Source organism: Pseudomonas sp. OA65, assembly GCF_017498305.1.
Taxonomy (GTDB): domain Bacteria; phylum Pseudomonadota; class Gammaproteobacteria; order Pseudomonadales; family Pseudomonadaceae; genus Aquipseudomonas; species Aquipseudomonas zanjanensis.
Genome location: NZ_JAGDEZ010000047.1, coordinates 1 through 22934 on the forward strand (window position 1 = coordinate 1; position 22934 = coordinate 22934).

Consider the following 22934-nt stretch of genomic DNA (forward strand, 5'->3'; position numbering starts at 1 on the left):
GGCTCGGCATGCCCTCACTCCGGCATTGCTCCGTGGGCCCGCCGCGAAGGGCCATCCATGGCCCAGCGCGGCTATCCCGGCATCCATGCCGGGATGCCCACTGCGCAATGCCTGCGTTCGGCCAGCGTGGTTAACGGGGCGCTCAGATCAAGATCAAGATCAAAGTCCAAAGCAAGAGCAAGAGCGGGGCAGAGGCAGGCATCTATGTAGCTGGGCTACCGATATCGCGAGCAAGCTCGCTCCCACACTGGTTTTTCGACAGTCACAAAATACACATGCGCCGCAGAACCCTGCGGGAGCGGGCTTGCTCGCGAAGAGGCCGGCACATCCAACATCACCGCGAACTGACACACCGCCTTCGCGAGCAAGCCCACACACTGGATTTATGAGAGTCACCAAATACACATGCACCGCAGAACCCTGTGGGAGCGAGCCTGCTCGCGAAGAGGCCGGCCCATCCAACATCACTGCAAGCTGACACACCGCCTTCGCGAGCAAGCCCACACACTGGATTTTCGACAGTCACAAAATACACATGCACCGCAGAACCCTGTGGGAGAGGGCTTGCTCGCGAAGAGGCCGGCACATCCAACATCACCGCAAACTGACACACCGCCTTCGCGAGCAAGCCCACACACTGGATTTTCGACAATCACAAAATACACATACGCCGCAGAACCCTGTGGGAGCGAGCCTGCTCGCGAAGAGGCCGGCCCATCCAACATCACTGCGAACTGACATACCGCCTTCGCGTGCAAGCTCGCTCCCACAGGACAAACGCAGTCCCATCAAGAACCAGGTCGGCTATCAGGCCGCCTCAGGGAGGACATTGATCTCGGGCGCCCACGCCGCACGGCCTACCCGCCAATTTTCCCTTAAGAACCGCACAAGCATGCCGATACAACGCGGTAGATCCGATTGCGCGGGCGCCCGAGCGGCATTCCGCCGAAAGATATCCCAGGCGTTCACACGCCTATGCCATGTGATTTTCAGGTTTGACCAGAATCGGACCTCAGGTGATAAACCATGTCAGCCCACACCAGGACCGAACTGGAAGGCGCCCTTGCCGTCTGTAAGGGCAGTTTTCTTTCCGTTGGTTTTTTCAGTTTTTTCGTGAACTTGCTGATGTTGGTTCCGTCGTTCTACATGCTGCAGGTGTATGACCGCGCGGTAGGCAGCGCTAGCTTGTCGACACTGTTGATGCTGACGCTGATCATGCTGCTATTGATGATCACCATGGGGGGCTTGGAGTGGGTCCGTTCGCGGATCATGGTGCGGATCAGTACGCGTCTGGATACGCTGCTGAGCCAGCGTCTGTTCGATGCCAGTTTCAAGCAGGCGCTCAATACCAGCGGCCTGAATGCCACGGCCCAGCCCTTGAGCGACCTGAATGGCTTGCGCCAGTTCCTGACCGGCAATGGCCTGTTCGCGTTTTTCGATGCGCCGTGGATTCCGATCTACCTCGCGGTCATGTTCATGTTCCATCCCTGGTACGGCTGGATGGGGATCGTCAGTGCCGCGTTGCTGGGGACGCTGGCCTTCGCCAACGAAAAGCTCACCCATGCGCCGCTGCAGGCGGCCAACCGTGAACAGATGGCCGCCACCGCGTTCACCCACAAAAGCTTGCGCAATGCCGAAGTGGTGGAATCCATGGGCATGCTTGCCAGCCTGCGCCAGCACTGGAGCGGGCGAACCCATAAGATTCTCGCCCTGCAAAGCCTGGCCAGCGACCGCGCCGCGACCATGACCTCGGTGTCCAGGACGTTCCGGCAAATCGTTCAGTCGCTGGTGCTGGGCCTGGGCGCCTATTTGACGATCAATCACGAGATTTCGTCCGGGCTGATGATTGCCGGCTCGATTTTGCTGGGGCGTGCGTTGGCGCCCATCGATCAGTTGATCGGCGTATGGAAAGGCTTCCTGGGGGCCCGTTCGCAATACGCCCGGCTGCACGAATTGCTGCTCAAGGTTGCCGCCGAGCCTGAGCGCATGCCGTTGCCGGCACCTGAAGGGGCAATTCGTGTCGAGGGCCTCTCGGCGGGAGCCCCGGACGCGCGCAAACCGATTATTCGCGGTGTCAACTTCCAGGTGAGCGCAGGCGAGGTGGTGGGCATCATTGGTTCCAGCGGTGCGGGGAAGTCGACTCTGGCCAGGGCGTTGCTGGGCGTTTGGCCCAGCCTGGCCGGCACCGTGCGCCTGGACGGGGCGGACATCAGCCAATGGCGTCGGGAGGAGTTGGGCCAGTACATCGGTTATCTGCCCCAGGACATCGAGCTTTTCGAAGGCTCGATCAGCCAGAACATTTCCCGCTTCGGCCCGGTGAACGCATCGGCCGTTGTCGGCGCCGCGCGCATGGCGGGTGTACATGAGTTGATTCTGCAACTGCCCGAGGGCTACGACACCTTGATCGGTGCCAATGGCGGTGGATTGTCCGGCGGCCAGCGACAGCGTATCGGCCTGGCCCGCGCCTTGTACGGCGAGCCGCGCCTGGTGGTGCTCGATGAGCCGAACTCCAACCTGGATGATGCCGGCGAAAAAATGCTCGCCGAGGCGCTGCAAAAGCTCAGGCAGAGCAGGGCCACGGTATTTGTCATTACCCATCGATCCGGGGTGCTGGCGCAGGTAGACAAGCTGCTGGTGCTCAATCATGGCGAACTGAGTCTGTTCGGGCCGCGGGACCAAGTCCTGGCACGCCTGCGAGACGCAACACCCGCAGCCCGCCAAGCCGCCGCGATTCAACCGTAGGAAACGGATGAGCCATTTCATGCAAAACACTCAGCACTCATCCGCCGCGTTGCCCGTCGATGACCGGCCGATACGCCGCGTCGGCTACCTCATGCTGCTGGTCACCTTCGGCCTGTTCGGCGGCTGGGCGGCATTGGCCCCGCTCGACAGCTCGGCACTCGCGCCAGGCGTGGTCACAGTCAAAAGTTACCGCAAGACGGTGCAGCATCTGGAAGGTGGCATTGTGCGCGAACTGCGGGTGCACGACGGGGATTTGGTGAAAACCGGTGATGTGTTGCTGGTGCTCGACAATACCCAGGCACGTTCGGAAATGGAAACGACCCGCAGCCAGTTGATCGCCGCGCTCCAATTGCAGGCCCGGTTGGAGGCTGAACGTGATGCGCTGCCCGAACCTGCGGCGGTGCCGACCCTGGACCCTGCTGACCCGCGCGTGCAAGAGGCCCGCGACAGTGAAGCGCGAATTTTCCAGACTCGGCGGACCTCGTTGCAAGGCGAAATCGGCTTGCAAGAGACGACCATCGGACAAATCGAGGAACAGATTCGCGGATTCAAGGCCATCATCGCCAGCAAGCAGATGTTGGCCGCCTCCTATCAAGAAGAAATAGTCGATTTGCGGGCATTGCTTGCCGAAGGCTACGTGGACAAACAGCGCCTGCGCGAGCAGGAGCGCAGCCTCGCTCGCCTGCAAACCGAAATCGCTGAAAGCCAGTCCGAGATCGCCCAAGCGCGGGTCCATGTCGACGAGGCAAAGCTGAAGATTCTGCAGTTGAAAAAGGCCTTCGCCAGCGAAGTCGCCGGCCTGCTGGGCGATGCGCGGACCAAGGTGTACGAATTGCGCGAGCGATTGGCAACCCTGCAGGACCGCGATCAGCGTACCGATATTCTCGCGCCCGAGTCCGGTATGGTCATGGGCATGACCGTCCACACCCTGGGTGCCGTGGTCAGCCCGGGCACTGCGCTGCTGGACATCGTCCCGGCCAACGAGGAACTGATCGTCGAGGCCCAAGTGTCGCCGATGGACATCGACCGTATTGTCCTGGGCAAGTTGGCGGACATTCGCTTCAGCGCATTCAAGAGCAGCACCACGCCCGTCATCGAGGGGCGGTTGGTGCAGATTTCCGCTGACCGCCTGATCAACAAGGACACCGGCGCAGCCTATTACCTGGCACGCGTGGCCCTGACGGACAAAGGGCGCCAGACGCTGGGCAACCTTACCCTGGTGCCGGGCATGCCGGTCGAAGTGCTGGTCAATACGGGCGCGCGGACGCTGTTGCAATATTTGATACAGCCAGCGAGCAACGTGTTCGCTCGTTCGTTGATCGAGGACTGAGATGAAGTGCTTGATCATGATGTGCCTGGCCCTCATGCCGTTGGGCGTTCTTGCTGACGACACTTATGTCGATCTGTGGCAATTGCACCAGGAAGCGCAGGGGGCCGATCCGCGCATCCTGCGGGCACAAGCCCTGACTCGGAGTGACGAGGGCAAGGAACGCGCTGCCCTTGGCCAGTTGCTGCCGCAGCTCAATGCCAGCAGCAGCGTCAACCGCAGCCGGCGCGACGATGACCTAAACCGTATTCAGTACAACGGCAAGCGTATGGCCGTGGTGCTTAATCAAGTGATCTACGATCCGCAAGTCTGGCGCAGTTATCAGAAGTACATCGAGTTGACCCGGCAGAGCGGCTACGAGTCGGACGATACCCGGGTGCAGGCCAGCATTGATCTGTCCGAGCGCTACTTTGCCGTGCTTGCAGCGGAGGACGAATTGTCGTTGGTGCGCAGCGAGCTGGAGGCGACGGAGCGTAACCTCAAGCGCGTCAACGCCTTGTACGCCCGGCAAATGGCGATGGTCACCGACGCACTGGATCTTGAGGCGCGGGTGGATGCGCTCAAGGCTGACGAGATCGAAGCCGGCAACAAGGTCCTGGTCAGTCGTGAAGCCATTTCCGAACTGGTGGGGCGCGATGTCAGCGAGCGATTCAAGCGCATTGGCGACAATCCAGCCTTCAGTCTGCCGGCGCAAGCGCAAGACTATTGGGTGCAGGCGGCGCTGGACAACAACCCGGCGCTGCACGCCCGCGAACACAGCGTCCGCGCCGCCGAGGCGGCCATCGCTGAAAACAAGGCGGGGCATCTGCCTCGGCTGGGGCTGAACTTGACGGCGCAACGCAGTGATATCGGCTATGAAGGCGCCGTGACGCCGCGCTCGGACAACCTCGTAGCCTCCCTGGACTTGCAAATGCCGCTCTACAGCGGCGGTTCTACCCGGGCACGGGTATCGAGTTCCGAAAGTGACAAGGAAGTCGCCCAGCAAGAACTGGAAGCCTTGCGACGCCAGGTCATCAAGGAAACCCGCACGGCTTATCTTGGCATGACGGCCGAACTCAGTCGGATCAAAGCAACGCGTCGCGCGCTGGAATCGGCTGAAAAGTCACGGGTAGCCACGGAAAAAGCCTTCGGCTACGGCGTCAAGAATGCGGTCGATGTGCTCGATAGCATCAAGGAAGAGTTTCGTGCGCGGCGTGATTTCTATCAGTCCCAATACAAGTTCGTGACCAGTTTGCTGGTATTGCATCGCTGGAGTGGACGATTGGGAGATGGCGACATCCGCAAGGCCAATGAGTGGCTGGTTGCGCCATCGTCGGTGGATTACGAAAGCAAAAATAGTGGCTAAGTGATGTCAAGGCTGCTGTTCTCATGCAAAATAACCCCTATGTAGCGACCGCATCCAGGAAGGTCCGCAGATAGCCCACAGGAAACACATATGCCCAGTCCATTAGGTTACTCATCCATTTCGTACGCAAAGCTGACCGGTAACGCACAGGTCAATAGCTTGCTTTACGGCACCTATTGGGCGGGCAGCTCGAGCACCACGTCCTTGACGTACAGCTTCCTGACCATGAGTTCATATTTCGCCAGCAACTACAGCAGTGAAAATGAATATGAGTACGGCTACGTCCTCTCGACGGCGCAAAAAAATGGCATCGTCAGCGCGCTAGGTGCATGGAGTTCGGTTGCGAACATCAAATTCCAACAGGTGAGCGAGACGGCCAGCAACGTCGGTGACTTGCGATTCGGCGGTTACCTCTACATGGACTACGACACCGCTGCCTGGGGCTATTTCCCAGGCAACACCCCCAGCGCGGGTGATGTCTGGCTGGGGCCCATCACGAACAATCCGGCTCCCGGCAAAGGCACTTACGACTACCTAGTCTTTATGCATGAGATCGGCCACGCCCTGGGTCTCAAGCACCCGTTCTCGACAAGCGCGTCGAATTCCAGCGTGCTGGCCGCTCAGTTCGACGACGTCCGCTACACGATCATGAGTTACAACACCGCATACGCGTATGAGCCCACCACGCCCATGTTGCTGGACATTGCCGCTATCCAGAGTCTCTATGGCGCTAACACTCAGTGGCAGACCGGTAATAACACCTACAGTTGGGCTGTCGGCCAATCGGTTTTCGAGACGATCTGGGACGCAGGCGGCGTTGACACGATCGACGCAAGCAATCAGTTAGCCGCGGTACGCATCAATCTGAATGAAGGCCAGTTCAGCAAGATCGGCCAAGCATTTCTGAAACACGACACCCAGACGGCCTTCAATGAAGGATTGGCAATCGCCTACGGTGCCAAGATTGAAAACGCAGTCGGTTCGGCCAATGACGACACGTTGATCGGCAATGCATTGGCCAACGTTCTGAATGGCCGTGCCGGCAAGGATACGATGATCGGCGGCGCGGGCAACGACACTTACGTCGTTGATAACGTCGGTGACCGGGTGCAGGAAAGCAGCACCTCGGCCAGCGAAATCGATGCTGTTATCTCATCCGTCAGCTACGTCCTGGGTGCCAACATCGAGACCTTGACGCTGAGTGCAAGCGCCAATCTCAACGGCACGGGCAACACATTGAACAACCGCATCAACGGTAACGCCGGCGCCAACACCCTGGATGGCGGCGGCGGTATCGATACCTTGGTTGGCGGGGCAGGCAATGACACTTACGTGGTCGACAACCTTAAGGATGTCGTCAGCGAAACCAGTGCCCTGGCCAGCGAAATCGACACCGTGCGTTCTTCAGTGAACTGGACGCTGGGTGCCAACCTGGAGAACCTGGTCCTGGCCGGTTCCGCCCACGTTAACGGCGTTGGCAATGCCCTGAACAATGTGCTGACCGGCAACGCCGGCAATAACGTGTTGAACGGTGGAGCCGGGCGGGACACGCTGATCGGTGGTGGGGGGAATGACACCTATGTGCTCGATCGGGTCGATGAACTGGCCTTGGTGCAGGAAGGCGTCAACCAGGGCCAGGATGGCTTGATCCTCACTTACGCCGCGAGTACGTCGAGCAGCGTCCTTAACCTGAACCAGACCAATCTGCGCAACGTCGAAAATATCGTCCTGAACGGCACTGGTGCGTTCACGGTGGTTGGCAACGACTTGAGTAACAGCGTGTTAGGCAACGCCTCCGTGAATAGCCTTCAGGGCGGGGCGGGCAACGATGTACTCGATGGTGGCGCGGGTGCCGACACCTTGATTGGCGGTCTTGGTAATGACACCTACGTGGTCGACAACCTCAAGGATATCGTCAGAGAAACCAGCACCCTGGCCGCTGAAATCGACACCGTACGTTCCTCACTGAATTGGAGCCTGGGTGCCAACCTGGAAAACCTTACGCTGACCGGCAGCGCTCTTAATGGCAGCGGCAACGCCCTGAACAACGTGCTGACCGGCAACTCCGGCAACAATGTGCTGAGCGGTGGGGCAGGCAGCGATACGTTGAACGGCAGCAGCGGTATCGACACCCTTGTTGGCGGCACTGGCAACGACACCTACGTGGTCGACAATCTCAAGGATATTGTCAGCGAAACCAGCACCCTGGCCGGCGAAATCGATACTGTGCGCTCCTCGGTGACCTGGACCTTGGGAGCGAATCTGGAAAACCTGATCCTGACCGGCTCGGCCCTGCTCAACGGTACTGGCAACGCCCGGGGCAACGTGCTGATCGGCAACGCCGGCAATAATGTACTCAATGGTGGCGCAGGCAGCGACACACTGGATGGCGGCAGCGGTATCGATACGCTTGTTGGCGGTACCGGTAACGACACTTATATGGTCGACAACCTCAAGGACATCGTCAGTGAGACCACTGTCCTGGGCAGTGAAATCGACACCGTACGCGCCTCGTTGAACTGGGCCCTGGGCGCCAACCTGGAAAACCTTATCCTGACCGGTTCCGCTCATCTCAATGGCACCGGCAATGCCCTGAACAACGTGCTGACCGGCAACGCCGGCAATAACGTGCTAAACGGTGGAGCCGGGCGGGACACGCTGATCGGCGGTGCCGGGAATGACACCTATGTGCTTGATCGGGCCGATGAGCTGGCATTGGTACAAGAAGGTATCGATCCGGGCCGCGACAGCCTGACCCTCACCTATGCCGCGAGTTCGTCGAGCAGCGTCGTCAACCTGAACCTGAGCAATCTGCGCAACGTCGAAAACGTCGTCCTCAGGGGCACCGGGGTATTCACGGTGGTTGGCAACGACCTGAGCAACAGCCTGGTGGGCAACGCCTCCGTGAATAACCTTCAGGGCGGGGCGGGCAACGATGCCCTTGATGGTGGTGCGGGTGCCGATACCTTAATTGGCGGTCTTGGCAACGACACCTACGTGGTCGACAACCTCAAGGACGTTGTCAGTGAGACCAGCACCTTGGCTGGCGAAATCGATACCGTGCGTTCCTCCTTGAATTGGAGTCTGGGCGCCAATCTCGAGAACCTTACGCTGACTGGCAGCGCCCACCTCAATGGCAGCGGCAACGCCCTGAACAACGTGCTGATCGGCAACACCGGCAACAACGTATTGAGTGGCGGCGCAGGCAACGACACCCTGGACGGCAGCAGCGGTATAGATACGCTTGTTGGCGGTACCGGCAACGACACTTATGTGATCGACAACCTCAGCGATGTCATCAGCGAAACCACCGTCCTGGGCAGCGAAATCGATACGGTGCGCTCTTCGGTGGGCTGGATCCTGGGAGCCAACCTGGAGAATCTCACGCTGACGGGGACTGGCTTTATAGGTATCGGTAACAGCCTGAACAACGTGCTGATCGGCAACGCCGGGCGTAACGTGCTGGACGGTGGCGCGGGCAACGACATACTGAGCGGCGGCCTGGGAACTGACAGCCTCACCGGCGGAGCAGGAGGCGACCGGTTTGTGTTCAACACGCTGGGTGAGTTGGGCATAGGGGCTACCCGTGACACCATTTCCGACTTCAGTAGCCTGCAGGGCGACAAGCTGGACCTGTCGAAACTCGATGCCAATCTCCTCACCGCGTTTGCCGACACGTTCAGCTTCATCGGTTCGAATGGCTTCACCGCAGCAGGACAACTGCGCTTCGTCGACCAGGTGCTGTACGGCAACGTCAATGGCGATTTGGGCACGGATTTTGAAATCCAACTGACGGGTGTCAATACCCTCAACGCCAATGATCTGATCGCTTGATTGGGCGGTGCCTGGCCCTGTGGCTCGGCACCTGGTCACTTCATGTCCCTGGCCTGCACCCACAGCACCGCATCCTGCGACAGGGGCTTGCCTTTGTGGGTTTTCGTCGCGCCGATGTCGAGCGCCGCAATGCCCCACCAGCCGGCCCGGGGCAGGCCAATCGTCACGATGCCTTGGGCGTCCGAGTACGTGCTCTGGGCTTTGAATGAAGCCTGGGGCGCCGTGACATAGTCCTGCTGGCCGAAGGCATTCTTCTCGAGATCAACGGAGTGGTTGACGTACTCGATCTCGACTTCTGCGAACGGCACCGGCTTGCCATCGGCCAGCACCACGGCGCGGAACACACCGCCGGTCCAGTTGGCATAAGGTTTGTTCAAGGGCTGGATCTCAACCGGCAGCCCTTGTGGTTCGGCCCAGTTGCTGGGGACGCCGCCGACGTTCACGATCAATTTGGTGAACTGTTGGATGTACATGTCTTCCTCGGTTTCCAGGTAGGGCTCCGGTTCGAGTACGAAGATATGGTCACCCAGTGAGCGCACCACCTCTCGCGGAATCGAAGCACGATAGGCCGTCGTTCGGTTGTCGCGACTCTGCCACTCGACGGGGCGCAAGTATTGGCGCAGGTCGATTTTTTCCGCGCCATGGGTGCTCATGTGGCTGAAGGCCCGAGGTGCATCCATGGTCATGGTGGGGCCGCCGGAAAACGGGTGGGTGAACACCAGGGCGAACTCGAGTTTTTCCGCGCGCTGCAGCGCGGTCTCTTCGAGGTAGATCATCTGGAAATGCGCCTGAGCAGCGCCGGTCAAACCGGTGAATGTCGTAGCGGCCAGGGCTTGGAGCAGCTTTCGTTTGAACGTCATGGTCGTTTCACCTTGAAATGTCGGAAGACTGAATGGTGATCTCATGGCCGGCTCCGCCAAGGAATACCACCGAGTAGTTTCCGGCCGGGGGCTGGAACGTGTAACTGTTGTCCTTGCCGACCTCACCTTGGAGCAACACCTTGTTGCTCGGGTCCTGGACATGGATTTGTCTGCCGGCGGCCGGACTGCCATCGGTGAAGCCCGCCTCGCACTTCACTCGGTTATCGCCCTCGATGTAGCAATCGAAGACGGGGCCGTGGGCGAAGGCTGCCTGGCAGACCAGCAGGGCGCCTGCCATCGGAATCCGCAGCGCTGAATCTATGAGTTTCATAACGTCTCGCCGTCAAGATCGATCAGTGGGGAGGCGACTGACTACTGTCGTTGTCAGTCGCGGCGAAGGCTGCCAACAAAGCTTCCAGGTTGGAGCCCAGGAGTGCTTCGTATCCGTTGGTTTTGTCGGCGAGTATTCCGGGGTTGCCCGTATCGAGTATCAGCAGCCGTGCGCCGCCGTCCTCGATGGCCTTGGCGATCCTGGCATCCGGTGCCCATTTGTGGACCACCACGCGGATGTCCCGCTCGCGCAGGTATTGGGTCAGTGCGGCGCGGTCGGCGTCGCTCCAGTCGATGTCCTGTCGAACGAACCAACCGTCGACAAAGACGCCGAACTCGCCGAACAGGTAGGTGAACTCATTGGCCAGCGACAGCACGCGCAGATCCGGTACCGCCGTCACCCGGGCGCCGTAGTCGGCCTTGAGCCGGCGCAAACGGCTTTCGAGCGCGGCGAGGTTGTGCTCTATGCGCGGCGCATCGGCGGGGGCCAGGCGTGCCAGGTCGGCGGCGATCAGCGCCGACATGCGCATGGCATTGACGGGGCCGAGCCAGGCGTACGGCGATGGGCCCTGATCCACATCGCTCGCGGCGGCCCAGGGAACGTCGTTCGCTGGCGCACGGGTCGCAGCCACGCCGGGCTTGATGCTGTCCCATGAGCGCGAGGCGTCGATCTCGACGATCCGCAGGTTGTGGCGGCGCGCTGTCGCGTACAGCGGATCCGCGCGCCAGAGACTGCTGAGGGTGACCACGGCTTCGGCCTGTTGGAACACCGCAGCGTCGAGGCGCGACAACGCGTTGGCCTGGCTTTCCATGGGCACGGCCGCGTCCGTCGGAACGCGGACGACCTCAAGGGTCGTGCCGGCGCTGAGCGCCGATGTGAGCGCATAGACGGCAGGCAATGCGACCAACACTTGCTGCCTGCCGGTATCGGCAAAGGCCGAACACGAGAGGCCCAGCAGCAGCGCCAACCAGGACCTGTATATCCCCTTCCTATTCATACGCTGGCCCCCCTGAACCGGGACGCAGTGGCACGCATGACGGTGGTGATGACGAACACCAGGGCGGCAACTATCACGATGGCGCCGCCCGTCGGTACGGGGATGTGGAATTGCATCGGCGCCAGGATGCCCACCACACAGGAAAAGGTCGCAATCAGAATGGCGCGCGCGACCAGCCCCGGCAGCGAACGGCTGATGTTGCGTGCTGCCGCGGCCGGTATGAGCAGCAGGGCTTCGACGAGTACGGCACCAATGATTTTCAGGCAGGCGACCGTCACCAGGGTGACCAGCACGACAAACAGATACTCGACGCTTCGCACCGGCACGCCGCGGGCATGGGCCAGGCTTGGATTGAGACTGGCCAACAGCATGCCGTTGTACAGCGGCAGCCCGAGCAGCGCACACAGGGCCGTGACGCCAAGCAGCACATTCATGTCAGTGTGATCTACCGCGAGGATGGAACCGAACAGCACGCTTTCCATGACGTGGGTGTTGATCTTCGCCGAGACGAACAGCAGCAATGAGGCTCCGACCGCCAGGGAGATGGACAGGAACACGCCGATCAGCGTGTCGTTGGCCAGCGAGGTGCGATGCTGGGTGTACTTCAACGTCAGGGCGAACAGCAAGCAGAAGCCGAACATCGAGAAGTAGGGAGAGGTATAAGACTCGCCGATCAGCACGCCAATGGCGACACCGGTCATCGCCGCATTGCCGACCGACTGACTGAAGAACGCCATGCGCTTGATCATCACCATCGAACCCAGCACGCCCAGCAGCGGGCCGATCAGCACGGCACAGAGCAGTGCATTGATCACGAACTCGTACTCGAACGGCTGCGGCAGCAGGCCACTGGCGGCGAGCGCCTGCAGGTGGTTGCGAATGAAGTCGTACAGGGCGTTCATTGGCTCCCCTCCAGCGAATACGCGATCTGGTCGGGTGCACCATGGAACAGCACTCGCCGGTTGATGACGGTCACCGATTGGGCGATGCGCCGGACCTGTTCCAGGTCATGGTTGATCCACAGGATGGTGACGCCCTGGCCGTGCAACTCGGCCACCAGCGCCTCCACCAGCCGCACGCCCGGTTCGTCGATGCCGGCGGTCGGTTCGTCGAGGATCAACAGCCAGGGCGCCGGGCTGATGGCCTGGGCCAGCAGCACGCGCTGGCGCTGGCCACCGGACAGGCTGCCAAAAGGCTTGGCGCCCATGCCTGCCACGCCGGTACGAGCCAGGGCCTCGGCATGGGTCGCCTTGGCGGCTCGGTTCGAGCCCAGGAACGCCGGCCGGCGTTGGCCGAGCAGGGCCATGAGATCGTTGACCGTCATCGGCACGTTGCGGTCGAGGTCCGGCAATTGCGGGACATAGCCCATGGGTGTCGTCACCTCCCCCTCGAAGCGGACCGTTCCCGTATGCGGCATCTGGCCCAGCAGCGTGCGCACCAGTGACGTCTTGCCGCCGCCGTTGGGGCCGACGAGGCAGTGCAGGGCACCGGCTTCCACCCGAAAACTGACGTCGTCGAGCACTTGCGTACGGCCCAGTTGCAGGCAGACGTTATCGAACACGATGGCGGGACCGCGCATGACCTGTTCCTCTTTCATCGCTGCGTAAACTCAATGGCTTCGGCCAAGGTCTCGAGGTTGTCGCGCATCGCCACCTCGAACTCGTCCGCGCTGTAGGTATCGCCGGTGATGTGCGACAGGGCGAAGACCTTCACGCCGGTCGCGGCTTCAATAGGTTTGGCGAGGTCGAGCGAGAAGTTTTTCTCGGCAAACAGCACCCGCACATTGGCCTTCTTGATCGAATCGACGGTGTTGGCCAACTGGCGCGCGGTCGGCGCGACGCCGTGACGAGGCTCGATCACGGCGCTCACGAACAGGCCGAACTCCTGCATCATGTAGTCGTAGCCGGCATGGGTGGTCGCGCAGCGGAACGCTGACAGATCCAGGGCGGCGAAGCGGGTCATGAAACCGGCCCGTAATGCTCGGATGCGCGCGGCATAGGCGAGGGCGTTTTGTCGATACGTCGCAGCGTTGCCCGGGTCCAGTTCCCCCAACCGGCGAGCGATTTCGAAGACCTGCTGTATCGCTGCGGTGGTGGATACGAAGGTGTGCGGATTGACCACCTTGGCGCCATCCTGGTCACCGCCGATGGGAATCAGGGCCACCGAAGCATTGGCCTGGATGATCGGCAGCGTCGCCTCTCGGCCGGCGGCCTTGACGATCTGGAAGGCCCATTCATCGTGGCCGATGCCGTTGACGACCAAGGCGTCGAGGGTCATCGCCCGGGTGATGTCGTCCGGTTGCGGCTGATAATTGTGCGGGTTCGCTTGCGCCGGGATGAGCGCAACGACCTCGGCCCGATCACCGACGATATTCGCCACGAAGCTGTAGTAGGGGTGCAAGGTGACGCCGATCTTGAGCTTTTTGCCCAAGGGTACAGTCGGGCTGGCGAGTGCGATGGCGGGTATCAGTACCAGCAGCGCAAGGCAACGGCGCCACACTGCGCGGCGCTTTGGAGAAACGGTCATGGCTGGTTTCCTTTTACGCGTTCGACTTCGCTGGCGCCGTCATAAGGGATGACTTGACGCCAACCTTTGCCGACCAGCGATTCGGGCTTGACGATGCCGGGATAGGGCGCGTTCGGGTCGGGGTGGACCCAGATCGTCGCCTGGTTGGCCCACATGACGCCGGCATGGGCGTGGCCAATGACCAGCAAGTAGGCGCTCTGGCCGGGTGCGCGGCCGGCGGAGCCGTAGTAGACCGTGGCGCCCTGGCCCTGGGTGGCTTGCGACACCTCGCTGGTGGCCGGGACCGCCGAGTCGTCCTCGTGCCCGTCGACGGAGCCGGCATGGGGCAGATGGCCGCCAGGCAGGATCAACTGCCAATGGACTTGGCCGTTGGTCTTCCAGAAGGCGTCGCGGTAGAAGGGCGGCAGCCAAATTTCCTGGGCACGCTCCAGGCTGATCCAACCGCCGGTGTCGTTGTTGTTCCAGATGATTTCTTCGCTGGCAGGCAGCAGCGCGCTGTGGATGGCCTGGTCGACCGCACCCAGCCCATCGAAGGAGCGCACCTGCCAGCCCAAGGCTATCGGCGGGCCGGGATGCTGCGGGCGCAGCAGCACGTAGCCTGTCACGCTGGCGATGATTGCCAGGGCCGCCAGCAGCAGGGCCAGCGATTCCCAGCGGCCGGAAGCCGGGCGCACGACCTTGGTCGCGCCGTTGGCGTCAGCGCCGGGCCAGGATTGCGACAGGCGCGCCATCAGACAAACCCGATCCAGCGCCCGAGGCCGATCACGCACGCCCACAGCGCCAACGAGCAGAAACCGGCCACGCGGGCCTGGCCGGGGGGCGGCAGGATCGTGTCCCATTCGTCGATCCGCCGGTAGGCGCCCAGGTGGAAGATTGCCATGTTGAGGCCCGCCAGCAGCAACAGGCCCATCTTCCACCAGAACACGCTGTTCTGCGCATAGGTGGTGGCATTGGAGGCGAACATGAGCAGGCCGGTAATCACGCAGGCTGCGAAGGCAACCCAGGTGTAGGGCAACAATTCCTGGATCAGCCGGAGCGCGCTTCGACGATGGGAGGCGATGCCGAGCAGGCGCAAGTCGACGACGGCGATGGTCCCGAACACAAGGGCGATGCCGATCACATGCACCGACTCCAGGTTTGGAAAAATCGAGCCCGACTCTCTGATCCGGGCCGCGACCGTGGTGTCCTCGAGGGCTTGCAATATCGATTGGATGTCCATGGCGAATACCTGAAAAAAACATTGAAAACGCTGGGATCAGTAGGCAATCCAGCGACCGCAGAAGATCACGACGCACCACAGGACAATCGACAGCCAGGCCAAAACCCTGATGGGCGGCTTTTCGTCGTCGCTTGGTGCGGGGTCGACAGTGCGCAGCAACGGACGCCGGACCAACCAGGTCAGCGTGAACACGGCGACGACCAGAAACATCTTCAGCCAGAACGTTGTGTTGACGAGCACGCGGTCGGGCTCGCCAATGACCATGACCAATCCGCTGAGGAGCAGGACGATGAGGGCGGCGCGCATCCACGGGTAGTAGCGGCGCACGACGCCACCCATGGGCTCATCGGTGGCGAATACGCCGGCGAGCCTGAGGTCGGAGATGACCGCGGCGCCGAAGATCACCGCGATGGCGACGATATGAACGCTCTGGACGGTGGGCACGACCCAGAACATGTCCCTGATGGCTGTGCTTAGCGGTGACGCGTAGATCCAGGCGATGATGAGTTCTGATGACATCTGCTTTGCTTCCGCGTTGGGTTAGAAGTCTTGAGGTTTCGCGATCGGACGCAGGCCCGTTGCATCTTCCGGAAGGAGAAAGCCTTGCTTGATCGAGAGATCCTTGGCGTCTTCGAACGCCTGTTCGTAGCGGCTGAAACTTCCATAGCGCTGGCCAAGCACGTCCTTGGAATAGGGCACCTTGGTGTCGTAGATCAGACCGCAGCCGGTCTCCTGGTCTGTGAGGTAGGTCGCACTGGGCACCTGGACCCACGGCGGGCGCACACCCCCTTGCAGGTTGCCGGTGGCGGGGTCGCGTACGGCGACGTTGCCCTCGCGCACGACTCGCGGGGCCTTCGGCATGGCTTTGCCTTCGCGCACCCATTGGTCCATGCCATCGAGGAGGGCCGAGACGACCAGTTCCGCCGGCTCGTCGTACAGCGTCCGGCACCGTGGATCGTCGCCTTTGCCGACGTCGGCAGCGAACAGTTCGGTATGTTCCGTACCGAGGTCGGCCAGCCGCAGATGGGGCATGCCGGTCACTTCGTAGTAGCGGACCTGCGGGCTGTCGGTGTCCGGCGGCAGGTCGATACCTTCGATGACGTCATGCATCAGTTCGGACTGGCTGTAGACGGTCACGAACGGCACGCGGTCGGGCATCTGCCGCGGCAGGCGGATGACGTCGCCACCCACTTCGCCATAGGCCATGCGCCCCGTCATATAGGCGTCGATCAACGGTCGTGCGTCGGGCATGCGCCATTGCTGGTGCCGGCCCTGGTCGAGGTAGTCCATCCAGACCTGCGCAGTCACCGCCCAGCTATTGACGTAGATGCGTTGCACATTCAGGCCTGCCAACGGGCCCTGCGCCGCGTTGGTTTTGAGCAGCAACGCCAGCTGCGCTGCGATCCCCTGTGACTGGGGCACGAACGGGTCGGGGCCTTCGCCACGGGTGAAACGCTGCGGGTCGTAGTAGGTGCCCAGCGGCGCATAGCGGGCGTAGTCGAAGCGGCGCATGAACTCGAAGTTCACGATCCGTCCGTATTGGGCAATCTGCTCCGCTTCGGCGGCCGGGGTGTCCGAGATGAACTTGGGATCGACGGCCGGCTTGTTCATGTTCAGCGTGTAGCCGACATACGCGTAGCCACGTCGCAGCAAGTAGTCACGGGTCAGGATCCAGCCGGCGCCACGCTCGCCAAACCAACTGAACGGCTCGATCACCACCGTGCCGTTGAAGCGCGCCGGGTCCGCCGGTTTACGTACCAGGATGCGCGTGGTGTAGGGCGCCTCGAAGAGGGTTTTACCTGCGGCGGTAATCGCCGGGGCGACGCCTTGCAGGTAAAACTCCTCCTCGACGTAGCCGTACTTGTCGAGATCGCTGTGTTCCGTGCCTGGCCGTTTCGCCGACGACAGCGGTGGCTCGCTGGAAGGTGGTATGGCAATGGCCGTGGGCATGCGCGGCACCTCGGCGAACGCGTTCGAGCTAAGGATCAGCGACAGCAGGACCCTTGGCAGCGCCGGCCGCAGGAGGCTGAGGGGCATCGGTCTTTCCATCCGGTCATCTCCAAGGGAGCAAAATCAGTCTGGTTTGGGGGCGCTTCGCACCCCCAACACTGGCCTCGCGGCAGGGCTTCACTCACGGCTCAGGGACGCCTTGCCCTCGCTGTCGATCACGATCTGGTTGTTCTCGCAGACGTATTCTTGAATGGCGTAGTTGGAGCGCTTGTAGTCGAAGGTGAAGCGATACGGGGTGTTGAGCACCTCCGGGTCCTCGATCACCACCTGGTTCTCCAAATGGTCCGGCCCCTTTAGCCTGATGCGCTCGGTGATCTTCATCGCCTCACTGTGGGGAACGTCATAGAAGGTCACGTCGGTTCGCACGCGTTGCGTCTCCACCACCAGCGTGTCGCCTTCCCAGTGGCCGCGGGAATGACCCTGGTACTTGGGGTCGAGCTTCTCTTTGGGCGGCATGGCTTGGTCCAGGAGAATCCGGCGCACCTGCTGGAGGTACTCGCCGAGGACAATCACCTGCTTGTCATCGTGAATGATCTGGATCGGAAACAGCGCCGCCATCATCGTCGGCATGCCTTCGGGCAGGCACTTGGAGCTCGTCGTGGCCAGGGGCGTGCCGGCTTCGTTCGCGGCGGCTTGTTTCTTTTTCAGCGCGGCGTAGTCACGGGCATAGGATTCCTTCAGATCCATCGGGCCACCCGGGTGCACCGGATCGTCCGGGTTCTCACCGAACCAGTCGTCCGGGGTTCGTTCCCAGGTACCGCTGATGTCCGGGCGCGTAGTTTTCTGGGATTTAGACGGCGCGGCGGTGCACACCCCGGCGACGGTCATGAGGACGACGCTGAGGAAGATCGTTGCTGCGCTCAAAGTTCGTGTCGGTTTCATTGAAACATCTCCACGCTGTTGGCTGGCTTGTTCGGTTTGGTTCAGTGGTCATCAGGCGGGGGGACTTTTCCTATCCGCCGCCGGTGAGCACGACGTCACCGACCTTGATCTCCACCAGCAGTCCGCCCGGGTCACCGTTTTTCAGGGGCCTGAAGGACACCTCGGCGCTCTCGCCGGCCTTGATCGAGTCAGCGCTCCAGCCAGCACGCTGCAATGCGTTGACGCTGCCTGTCTCGATCTTGAAGCGCTGGGGCGGTGGGCCGGGGGTATCGAGATAAATCGTGATGTGCGGATTGGTCCAGGCAAAGCGCTCGACGACGCCCTTGACCGTGACCGTCTTGGTCTGGTCGAAGAGTGCGAATGAATGGTGGGCAGTGGCCAGGGATGGCAGGGCACTGCAGGCGACGATGGTCAGCAGGCAAAGCCCCTGACGTAACAGCGGTATTGGGGTCATGACGGGTGCCTCGTTCTTATGCGTTCTTATGGCCCCAGCATAGGGCGGACGCATGAGTGGGCCGTAGCCCAAAACGGCAACCGTTCAACTCTCTGGACATGTTTTCCGCCGGGTGGGGGGAACGGCAAGGAAATGCTTCGCGGGTCCTCTCACGTGCTGATTTGGGCTACCGCACGGACGAGCCGAATCGGAACACTCATGACTCGCCTCATAAATATAAAAACAGGAGAGACGTCATGCGCACCCCCCATTACGCCCCATTGCTTTCGCTGGTTGCACTCTGCGCGTTCGAGCCGCAGGCGCAAGGCTATGAGCTTTACAACGAAAACGAAGGCGGAACCGTCCTGAACGCCGAGCTGTGGGCGGGATTTGGCTGGTTCGGCAGCAGCAAGAATTACCTCGGCGACCCGCAACGGGAACCCGGCAGCATGCGATGGCAGGAAGGGTTCGCCAAGTATGGAATCAGTGGCACGACGGATAAGATCGACGCCGGCTCTATCTACGGCGGATTCAGCATGATCAGTACCGGGTCATGGGGCGACGGCGACGCGGGCGCGATCACCGCGGGAAATGAGAGAGAAACCGCGGTGGAAGAGGCCTACCTGGGCTGGAAGTCAGGTGATTTGATTCCGGCCTTGGGCGTGGACGGCGTGGATTTCTCCTTTGGCCGGCAGATCGTGACGGTGGACGGCTTTCTGATTACCGATGATGGGTTCGCCCCCGGGAACGCTTTCAATCCCATCGAGGGCGTCGCGGATGGCCGGTTTAATCGCGGCGGTGCCTTTTACCTCGGCCCGCGCTTGGCGTTCGGGAATACGGCGGTCCTGAAGCTGGGCGGTACGCAGGGCCTTCACGGCAGCCTGATCTGGTTGAAATCGGACAATCCCGGGCAGTCCAAGACCGAAGTGGCGGCTGCCACTGTCGACTACACGACGCCCATCGGCTCGATCGGTTCGACGTACGTGCGCGGCCTGGATGTCGAAGAACGATACGTCTTTGGCGATCGGGGTGAGCGCAAGGGCATGGACATCTACAGCATCCGTGGCCAGGGCAATGCCGGCATCGAGAACGCCGATTTCGCGTTCGAAGTGGCGCGCCAGGAAAAACGCTCGGGGTCGCAGCGGGCGATGTTCTTCGACGCAGGCTACACCTTCGCCGATGTCAAATGGCAACCGACGGTGAGCTATCGCTATACGCGCTATTCCGAAGGCTGGGACTTCCTGTTCCAGGGCGGTTTTCGCAAACGCTACCAAGGTGAAGTCGGTGTGAATTACGCAGGTTCGGTGACTTCGAACATGCAGATCAATGATGTACTGCTCTCGGTCATGCCGACCGACAAGTTGACGCTTAACGCGATGGCCTTCGACTACCACCAGCTTTCCCGGCGAGGGGAGCAGGATTTCAGCGCACGCGAGTTCGACTTTTTCCTGGATTGGATGGTGACGGACAACATCACGCTCTCGCCCCTCGTCGGCTTCTACAAGCCCGATAAGTGGCTCGGCAATGGCGGCAACCAGAGTGGAAGCGCGTCGACCAACACCTACTTCCAACTCATCGCCTGGGTGAGTTTCTGAGGGCTATCCACGCCGCCAAACATCCTAAGCCACCTCCAACGTGTAGAAGAAGACGCAGGTCATGCCTATGAAAACGTTACCTCTCGTTCATGCAGTCATTGCGCTGCTGGCTATCCTGGCCGCATCCGCGAATCCCTTGTCCGCCGACGCCGCAACGCCCCCTGCAATGTCCAGCGCGGCCAAGCCGAAAGCCGCACCGCCCGACCTCAGCGGACTGTGGATGCCGGTGGGGAGTTCCGTAGACCCCCTTGTCAACAGCACCGGTGCCGATAACCCCGACACCAATGTCGGCCCCCCATTCGGCACCACGCCGGCGCTCAAGGGGGTCTACCTCGAGAGCGCCAGAAAACGGACTGAGGACCTCGCCAAAGTGGGCAGCGAGTTCAAGACGTCGTGCAAGGTGCTGGGCATGCCGACGAACATGGTTGGGCCTTACGCGGTAGAGATCATGCAAACGCCGACGCAGATCAACTGGGCGCAAGAGTTCCTGCGCGAGACGCGTCGCATCTACCTCGATGGGCGTGCCCACCCCAATCCCGAGGAGTCGCCTGCGACATTCGAGGGCCATTCGGTCGCACGCTGGGAGGGAAATGTGCTGGTCGTCGAGACGACCAACATCCGCCAGGAAACCACATTAGGCGAGTACGGGCATGCCGACGACGCGCTCGGCCACGGTCCGCGCATGATCATCAAAGAGCGGATCTTCATCAACGACGAAGGCCTGCTGCAGGTGGATGGCAGGGTCGAAGACCCGGATGCGCTGGTCCAGCCGTGGCAGTGGAAGCCGCTGACGTTCCGCCGTGCGCCCAAGGGGGTCGAGTTCATGGAGTTCGTCTGCGAGGACAGCAATAACGAGTCGATCGATCCCGTGACGGGCGCGGAAATCACGACGATTCCCGAGCGACGGAACCTGAATCAGACGGGCAACAACAATCAAGGAGACACCCAGTGAAGCTCAAATTCATGCTGTTCAGTCTGGCGCTCCTGGGCTTGCCGACACCGGCGGCTTTTGCCCACCACTCCTACTCAGCCTTCGACATGTCGAAGCTCGTCGCGATTGCCGGCACAGTGAGTGAGGTGCAGTTTAAGAACCCTCACGTTTGGTTGTTCGTCGATGTGCCGGCCGGGGACAAGACCGAGACCTGGGCGATCGAGGCCGGCGGCCCGAATATCCTGATGCGCCAGGGCTGGATGGCCAATACGCTCAAGCCAGGCGACAAGGTCGACCTGCAGTTCGCTCCGATGAAGGACGAGACGAAGACAGGAGGCGCCCTTCAAGCGCTGCGGCTGCCCAATGGAAAAACCATCGGGGCCTGGAAATGAAGCCTATGGGCGAGGTTTGGTTGCCCAGGTTTTCCATGGCGGCTTTGCTGGTGCTGACGACGGGCGAGCCCGTCGTCGCGCAAATCCCATCCATGCCGCAAATCTCCCCGGTGCCGCCCAGCGGCCGGTTGCCTCTCGCGTCCGCGTCGAGGCACGGCACCGAGTATGTCGACTTGGAGAGGTTCGGGTATGTAGAGGAGGAGTATTACCTGCTGGGGCTCGCGCCAGCGATCACCGCGTCTGGCGAGCACTTGTTCGACGCCCCCTACGTGACGCGTTTTCTGATCCGCAAACCCAAGGACCCTGGACGCTTCAACGGCACGGTCGTGCTGGAGCCGTTCAGTTGGATGGGCGAACGTGGCGCTGGCTGGATCCTCACCCGCCAGTACCTGATGCGCAAGGGTTATGCATTCGCCGGCTATACACTCAGCATCAATCGACCGGCGAACGATCCCAAGACACTGGATTGGGATCCTGAGCCCCGTAACTTGAACCTCGACTTCATGCGCCGCTACGACTACAAGCGCTACGCACCGCTCGGCAGCTACTACGACAGCGACCGGTTCCGACGCGGCGACGGTCCCGACCAGTACCCGCCCCAGGCGCAGGGCATTGCCGCGCAACTGGCCTTGCTGCTCAAGTCAAACCTCGTACACGGCCCCACCCAGGGGCTCGACGTCAAGCGCATCTACGTCAATACCTGGGCTATCAATGGCCAGCTCTGGCTCGATTATCTCGATCAGGGGCGTCATCAGCAGTGGCGCATGCCGGACGGCAAGCCGCTGATCGACGCCTACATGACGGGGCACGTGGTGTATGGCGACCTGGGGGGCGAGGTGCTCCGGGTTCCGCGCCAAATGCCCATGGACGCGCCTTTCGTGACGGTCTACAGCCAGGCCGAGGTGGTACACGATGCCACCCAGGCGGTCGCGCTACCGCCAGACACCGACCAACCGAAGCTGCGTTACTACGAGGTCACGGGCATGCCGCACCTGCGTCTTGCCGATCAAGGCACCGACGCGACGGAGCCGCATCCGGCTGACGGTGACAAGCGCAACGATCCGCAATGCCAGTCCCTTTATGACGAGCCGGTGGAGACGGTCGTATCCGCGATCCTCGACGCGATGGATCGCTGGGTGCGTGAAGGCACGCCGATGCCCAAGGCTGAACGGGTCGGTCGCGAAGGGAAGGGCATTGCCCGCGACCCGCGGACCGGCAACATGTTGGGCGGGGTACGTCCGCCGTGGATCAAGGTGCCGAGCGCCACCTACCTGACCGACCAGGAAACCGGCTGCGGTTCGGCCTACGACACGAAGGTGCCGTATTCCGCGCAGCGGCTGAAGGTGTTGTATGGCAGTCATGCCAATTATGCGAGTCGTTTCGAGTCTGCCAAACAGCAGACGATCAAGGAAGGGTATTTGTTGCCGGAGGATGCGGTACTCGTCAAGCCAGTCGCTTTACCGGCGGACTTTACCGGCCCTCTGCGGTCCGAGCCGTGAGTGAAGGCGTT

At 61.5% G+C, this 22934-nt stretch carries 20 protein-coding genes; 8 read left to right on the plus strand and 12 right to left on the minus strand.

Features of this window, described 5'->3' with window-relative positions; translation table 11 throughout:
• The first annotated feature begins 1026 nt into the window (after positions 1–1026).
• The 4 genes from J3361_RS25640 to J3361_RS25655 all read left to right on the plus strand — a co-directional run bounded on the left by J3361_RS25640 (position 1027) and on the right by J3361_RS25655 (position 9248).
• Positions 1027–2742: a type I secretion system permease/ATPase gene (locus J3361_RS25640; protein ID WP_207966896.1), complete on the plus strand. Its 1716-nt coding sequence runs from the start codon at positions 1027–1029 to the stop codon at positions 2740–2742.
• 19 nt (positions 2743–2761) lie between these two features.
• The gene (locus J3361_RS25645; RefSeq protein ID WP_243459019.1) at positions 2762–4072 is read left to right on the plus strand and encodes an HlyD family type I secretion periplasmic adaptor subunit; all 1311 of its coding nucleotides are present in this window, start codon (positions 2762–2764) and stop codon (positions 4070–4072) included.
• Position 4073: 1 nt separating this feature from the next.
• Entirely contained in the window at positions 4074–5414 is a 1341-nt protein-coding gene (locus J3361_RS25650) for a TolC family protein (protein ID WP_207966898.1), read from the plus strand.
• 90 nt (positions 5415–5504) lie between these two features.
• On the plus strand, positions 5505–9248 hold the full coding sequence (locus tag J3361_RS25655) for a M10 family metallopeptidase (RefSeq protein ID WP_207966899.1): 3744 nt from the start codon (positions 5505–5507) through the stop codon (positions 9246–9248).
• 35 nt (positions 9249–9283) lie between these two features.
• Here the strand turns inward: J3361_RS25655 and J3361_RS25660 are convergent, their stop codons facing one another.
• The 12 genes from J3361_RS25660 to J3361_RS25715 form a co-directional block, all read right to left on the minus strand.
• Positions 9284–10108, minus strand: coding sequence for a DUF4198 domain-containing protein (locus J3361_RS25660; protein ID WP_207966900.1), 825 nt, complete (start codon positions 10106–10108; stop codon positions 9284–9286).
• A 7-nt stretch (positions 10109–10115) separates the two neighbouring features.
• The gene (locus tag J3361_RS25665; protein WP_207966901.1) at positions 10116–10439 is read right to left on the minus strand and encodes a hypothetical protein; all 324 of its coding nucleotides are present in this window, start codon (positions 10437–10439) and stop codon (positions 10116–10118) included.
• A 22-nt stretch (positions 10440–10461) separates the two neighbouring features.
• On the minus strand, positions 10462–11250 hold the full coding sequence (locus J3361_RS25670; protein WP_243459024.1) for a zinc ABC transporter substrate-binding protein: 789 nt from the start codon (positions 11248–11250) through the stop codon (positions 10462–10464).
• Positions 11251–11432: 182 nt separating this feature from the next.
• Entirely contained in the window at positions 11433–12338 is a 906-nt protein-coding gene (locus tag J3361_RS25675; protein ID WP_207966903.1) for a metal ABC transporter permease, read from the minus strand.
• Positions 12335–13015 carry a metal ABC transporter ATP-binding protein gene (locus J3361_RS25680; protein ID WP_243459020.1) on the minus strand — a complete coding sequence of 227 codons (681 nt, stop codon included), beginning with the start codon at positions 13013–13015 and terminating at the stop codon, positions 12335–12337. The genes J3361_RS25675 and J3361_RS25680 overlap by 4 nt, the downstream gene beginning before the upstream one ends.
• 14 nt (positions 13016–13029) lie before the next feature.
• Positions 13030–13962, minus strand: coding sequence for a zinc ABC transporter substrate-binding protein (locus tag J3361_RS25685; RefSeq protein ID WP_207966905.1), 933 nt, complete (start codon positions 13960–13962; stop codon positions 13030–13032).
• Positions 13959–14693: a hypothetical protein gene (locus tag J3361_RS25690; RefSeq protein ID WP_207966906.1), complete on the minus strand. Its 735-nt coding sequence runs from the start codon at positions 14691–14693 to the stop codon at positions 13959–13961. Before J3361_RS25690 ends, J3361_RS25685 begins: the two co-directional genes overlap by 4 nt.
• Positions 14693–15181, minus strand: a complete 489-nt coding sequence (locus J3361_RS25695) for a DUF2214 family protein (protein ID WP_207966907.1) — start codon at positions 15179–15181, stop codon at positions 14693–14695. Before J3361_RS25695 ends, J3361_RS25690 begins: the two co-directional genes overlap by 1 nt.
• A 36-nt stretch (positions 15182–15217) precedes the next feature.
• Positions 15218–15700, minus strand: coding sequence for a DUF6644 family protein (locus tag J3361_RS25700; protein WP_207966908.1), 483 nt, complete (start codon positions 15698–15700; stop codon positions 15218–15220).
• A 21-nt stretch (positions 15701–15721) separates the two neighbouring features.
• Positions 15722–17218, minus strand: a complete 1497-nt coding sequence (locus J3361_RS25705) for an alpha/beta hydrolase domain-containing protein (RefSeq protein WP_243459021.1) — start codon at positions 17216–17218, stop codon at positions 15722–15724.
• A 90-nt stretch (positions 17219–17308) separates the two neighbouring features.
• On the minus strand, positions 17309–18073 hold the full coding sequence (locus J3361_RS25710) for a hypothetical protein (protein ID WP_207966910.1): 765 nt from the start codon (positions 18071–18073) through the stop codon (positions 17309–17311).
• Between the two features lie 70 nt (positions 18074–18143).
• Positions 18144–18527 carry a DUF6152 family protein gene (locus tag J3361_RS25715; RefSeq protein ID WP_207966911.1) on the minus strand — a complete coding sequence of 128 codons (384 nt, stop codon included), beginning with the start codon at positions 18525–18527 and terminating at the stop codon, positions 18144–18146.
• 236 nt (positions 18528–18763) lie between these two features.
• On the opposite strand from J3361_RS25715, the gene J3361_RS25720 reads away from it, so the two are divergent.
• The 4 genes from J3361_RS25720 (at position 18764) to J3361_RS25735 (ending at position 22923) form a co-directional block, all read left to right on the plus strand.
• Entirely contained in the window at positions 18764–20101 is a 1338-nt protein-coding gene (locus J3361_RS25720; RefSeq protein WP_207966912.1) for a hypothetical protein, read from the plus strand.
• A 67-nt stretch (positions 20102–20168) separates the two neighbouring features.
• Positions 20169–21053: a hypothetical protein gene (locus J3361_RS25725; RefSeq protein WP_207966913.1), complete on the plus strand. Its 885-nt coding sequence runs from the start codon at positions 20169–20171 to the stop codon at positions 21051–21053.
• The gene (locus J3361_RS25730) at positions 21050–21424 is read left to right on the plus strand and encodes a DUF6152 family protein (protein ID WP_207966914.1); all 375 of its coding nucleotides are present in this window, start codon (positions 21050–21052) and stop codon (positions 21422–21424) included. The genes J3361_RS25725 and J3361_RS25730 overlap by 4 nt, the downstream gene beginning before the upstream one ends.
• A gap of 5 nt (positions 21425–21429) precedes the next feature.
• Positions 21430–22923, plus strand: a complete 1494-nt coding sequence (locus tag J3361_RS25735) for an alpha/beta hydrolase domain-containing protein (RefSeq protein WP_207966915.1) — start codon at positions 21430–21432, stop codon at positions 22921–22923.
• Positions 22924–22934 lie beyond the last annotated feature (11 nt).

What these genes read in the sequence shown, in the direction of transcription:
- J3361_RS25640 (WP_207966896.1), top strand. Translation starts at nt 1,027, where the DNA reads ATGTCAGCCCACACCAGGACCGAACTGGAAGGCGCCCTTGCCGTCTGT.
- J3361_RS25645 (WP_243459019.1), top strand. Translation starts at nt 2,762, where the DNA reads ATGCAAAACACTCAGCACTCATCCGCCGCGTTGCCCGTCGATGACCGG.
- J3361_RS25650 (WP_207966898.1), top strand. Translation starts at nt 4,074, where the DNA reads ATGAAGTGCTTGATCATGATGTGCCTGGCCCTCATGCCGTTGGGCGTT.
- J3361_RS25655 (WP_207966899.1), top strand. Translation starts at nt 5,505, where the DNA reads ATGCCCAGTCCATTAGGTTACTCATCCATTTCGTACGCAAAGCTGACC.
- J3361_RS25660 (WP_207966900.1), bottom strand. Translation starts at nt 10,108, where the DNA reads ATGACGTTCAAACGAAAGCTGCTCCAAGCCCTGGCCGCTACGACATTC.
- J3361_RS25665 (WP_207966901.1), bottom strand. Translation starts at nt 10,439, where the DNA reads ATGAAACTCATAGATTCAGCGCTGCGGATTCCGATGGCAGGCGCCCTG.
- J3361_RS25670 (WP_243459024.1), bottom strand. Translation starts at nt 11,250, where the DNA reads ATGGAAAGCCAGGCCAACGCGTTGTCGCGCCTCGACGCTGCGGTGTTC.
- J3361_RS25675 (WP_207966903.1), bottom strand. Translation starts at nt 12,338, where the DNA reads ATGAACGCCCTGTACGACTTCATTCGCAACCACCTGCAGGCGCTCGCC.
- J3361_RS25680 (WP_243459020.1), bottom strand. Translation starts at nt 13,015, where the DNA reads ATGCGCGGTCCCGCCATCGTGTTCGATAACGTCTGCCTGCAACTGGGC.
- J3361_RS25685 (WP_207966905.1), bottom strand. Translation starts at nt 13,962, where the DNA reads ATGACCGTTTCTCCAAAGCGCCGCGCAGTGTGGCGCCGTTGCCTTGCG.
- J3361_RS25690 (WP_207966906.1), bottom strand. Translation starts at nt 14,693, where the DNA reads ATGGCGCGCCTGTCGCAATCCTGGCCCGGCGCTGACGCCAACGGCGCG.
- J3361_RS25695 (WP_207966907.1), bottom strand. Translation starts at nt 15,181, where the DNA reads ATGGACATCCAATCGATATTGCAAGCCCTCGAGGACACCACGGTCGCG.
- J3361_RS25700 (WP_207966908.1), bottom strand. Translation starts at nt 15,700, where the DNA reads ATGTCATCAGAACTCATCATCGCCTGGATCTACGCGTCACCGCTAAGC.
- J3361_RS25705 (WP_243459021.1), bottom strand. Translation starts at nt 17,218, where the DNA reads ATGCCCCTCAGCCTCCTGCGGCCGGCGCTGCCAAGGGTCCTGCTGTCG.
- J3361_RS25710 (WP_207966910.1), bottom strand. Translation starts at nt 18,073, where the DNA reads ATGAAACCGACACGAACTTTGAGCGCAGCAACGATCTTCCTCAGCGTC.
- J3361_RS25715 (WP_207966911.1), bottom strand. Translation starts at nt 18,527, where the DNA reads ATGACCCCAATACCGCTGTTACGTCAGGGGCTTTGCCTGCTGACCATC.
- J3361_RS25720 (WP_207966912.1), top strand. Translation starts at nt 18,764, where the DNA reads ATGCGCACCCCCCATTACGCCCCATTGCTTTCGCTGGTTGCACTCTGC.
- J3361_RS25725 (WP_207966913.1), top strand. Translation starts at nt 20,169, where the DNA reads ATGAAAACGTTACCTCTCGTTCATGCAGTCATTGCGCTGCTGGCTATC.
- J3361_RS25735 (WP_207966915.1), top strand. Translation starts at nt 21,430, where the DNA reads ATGGGCGAGGTTTGGTTGCCCAGGTTTTCCATGGCGGCTTTGCTGGTG.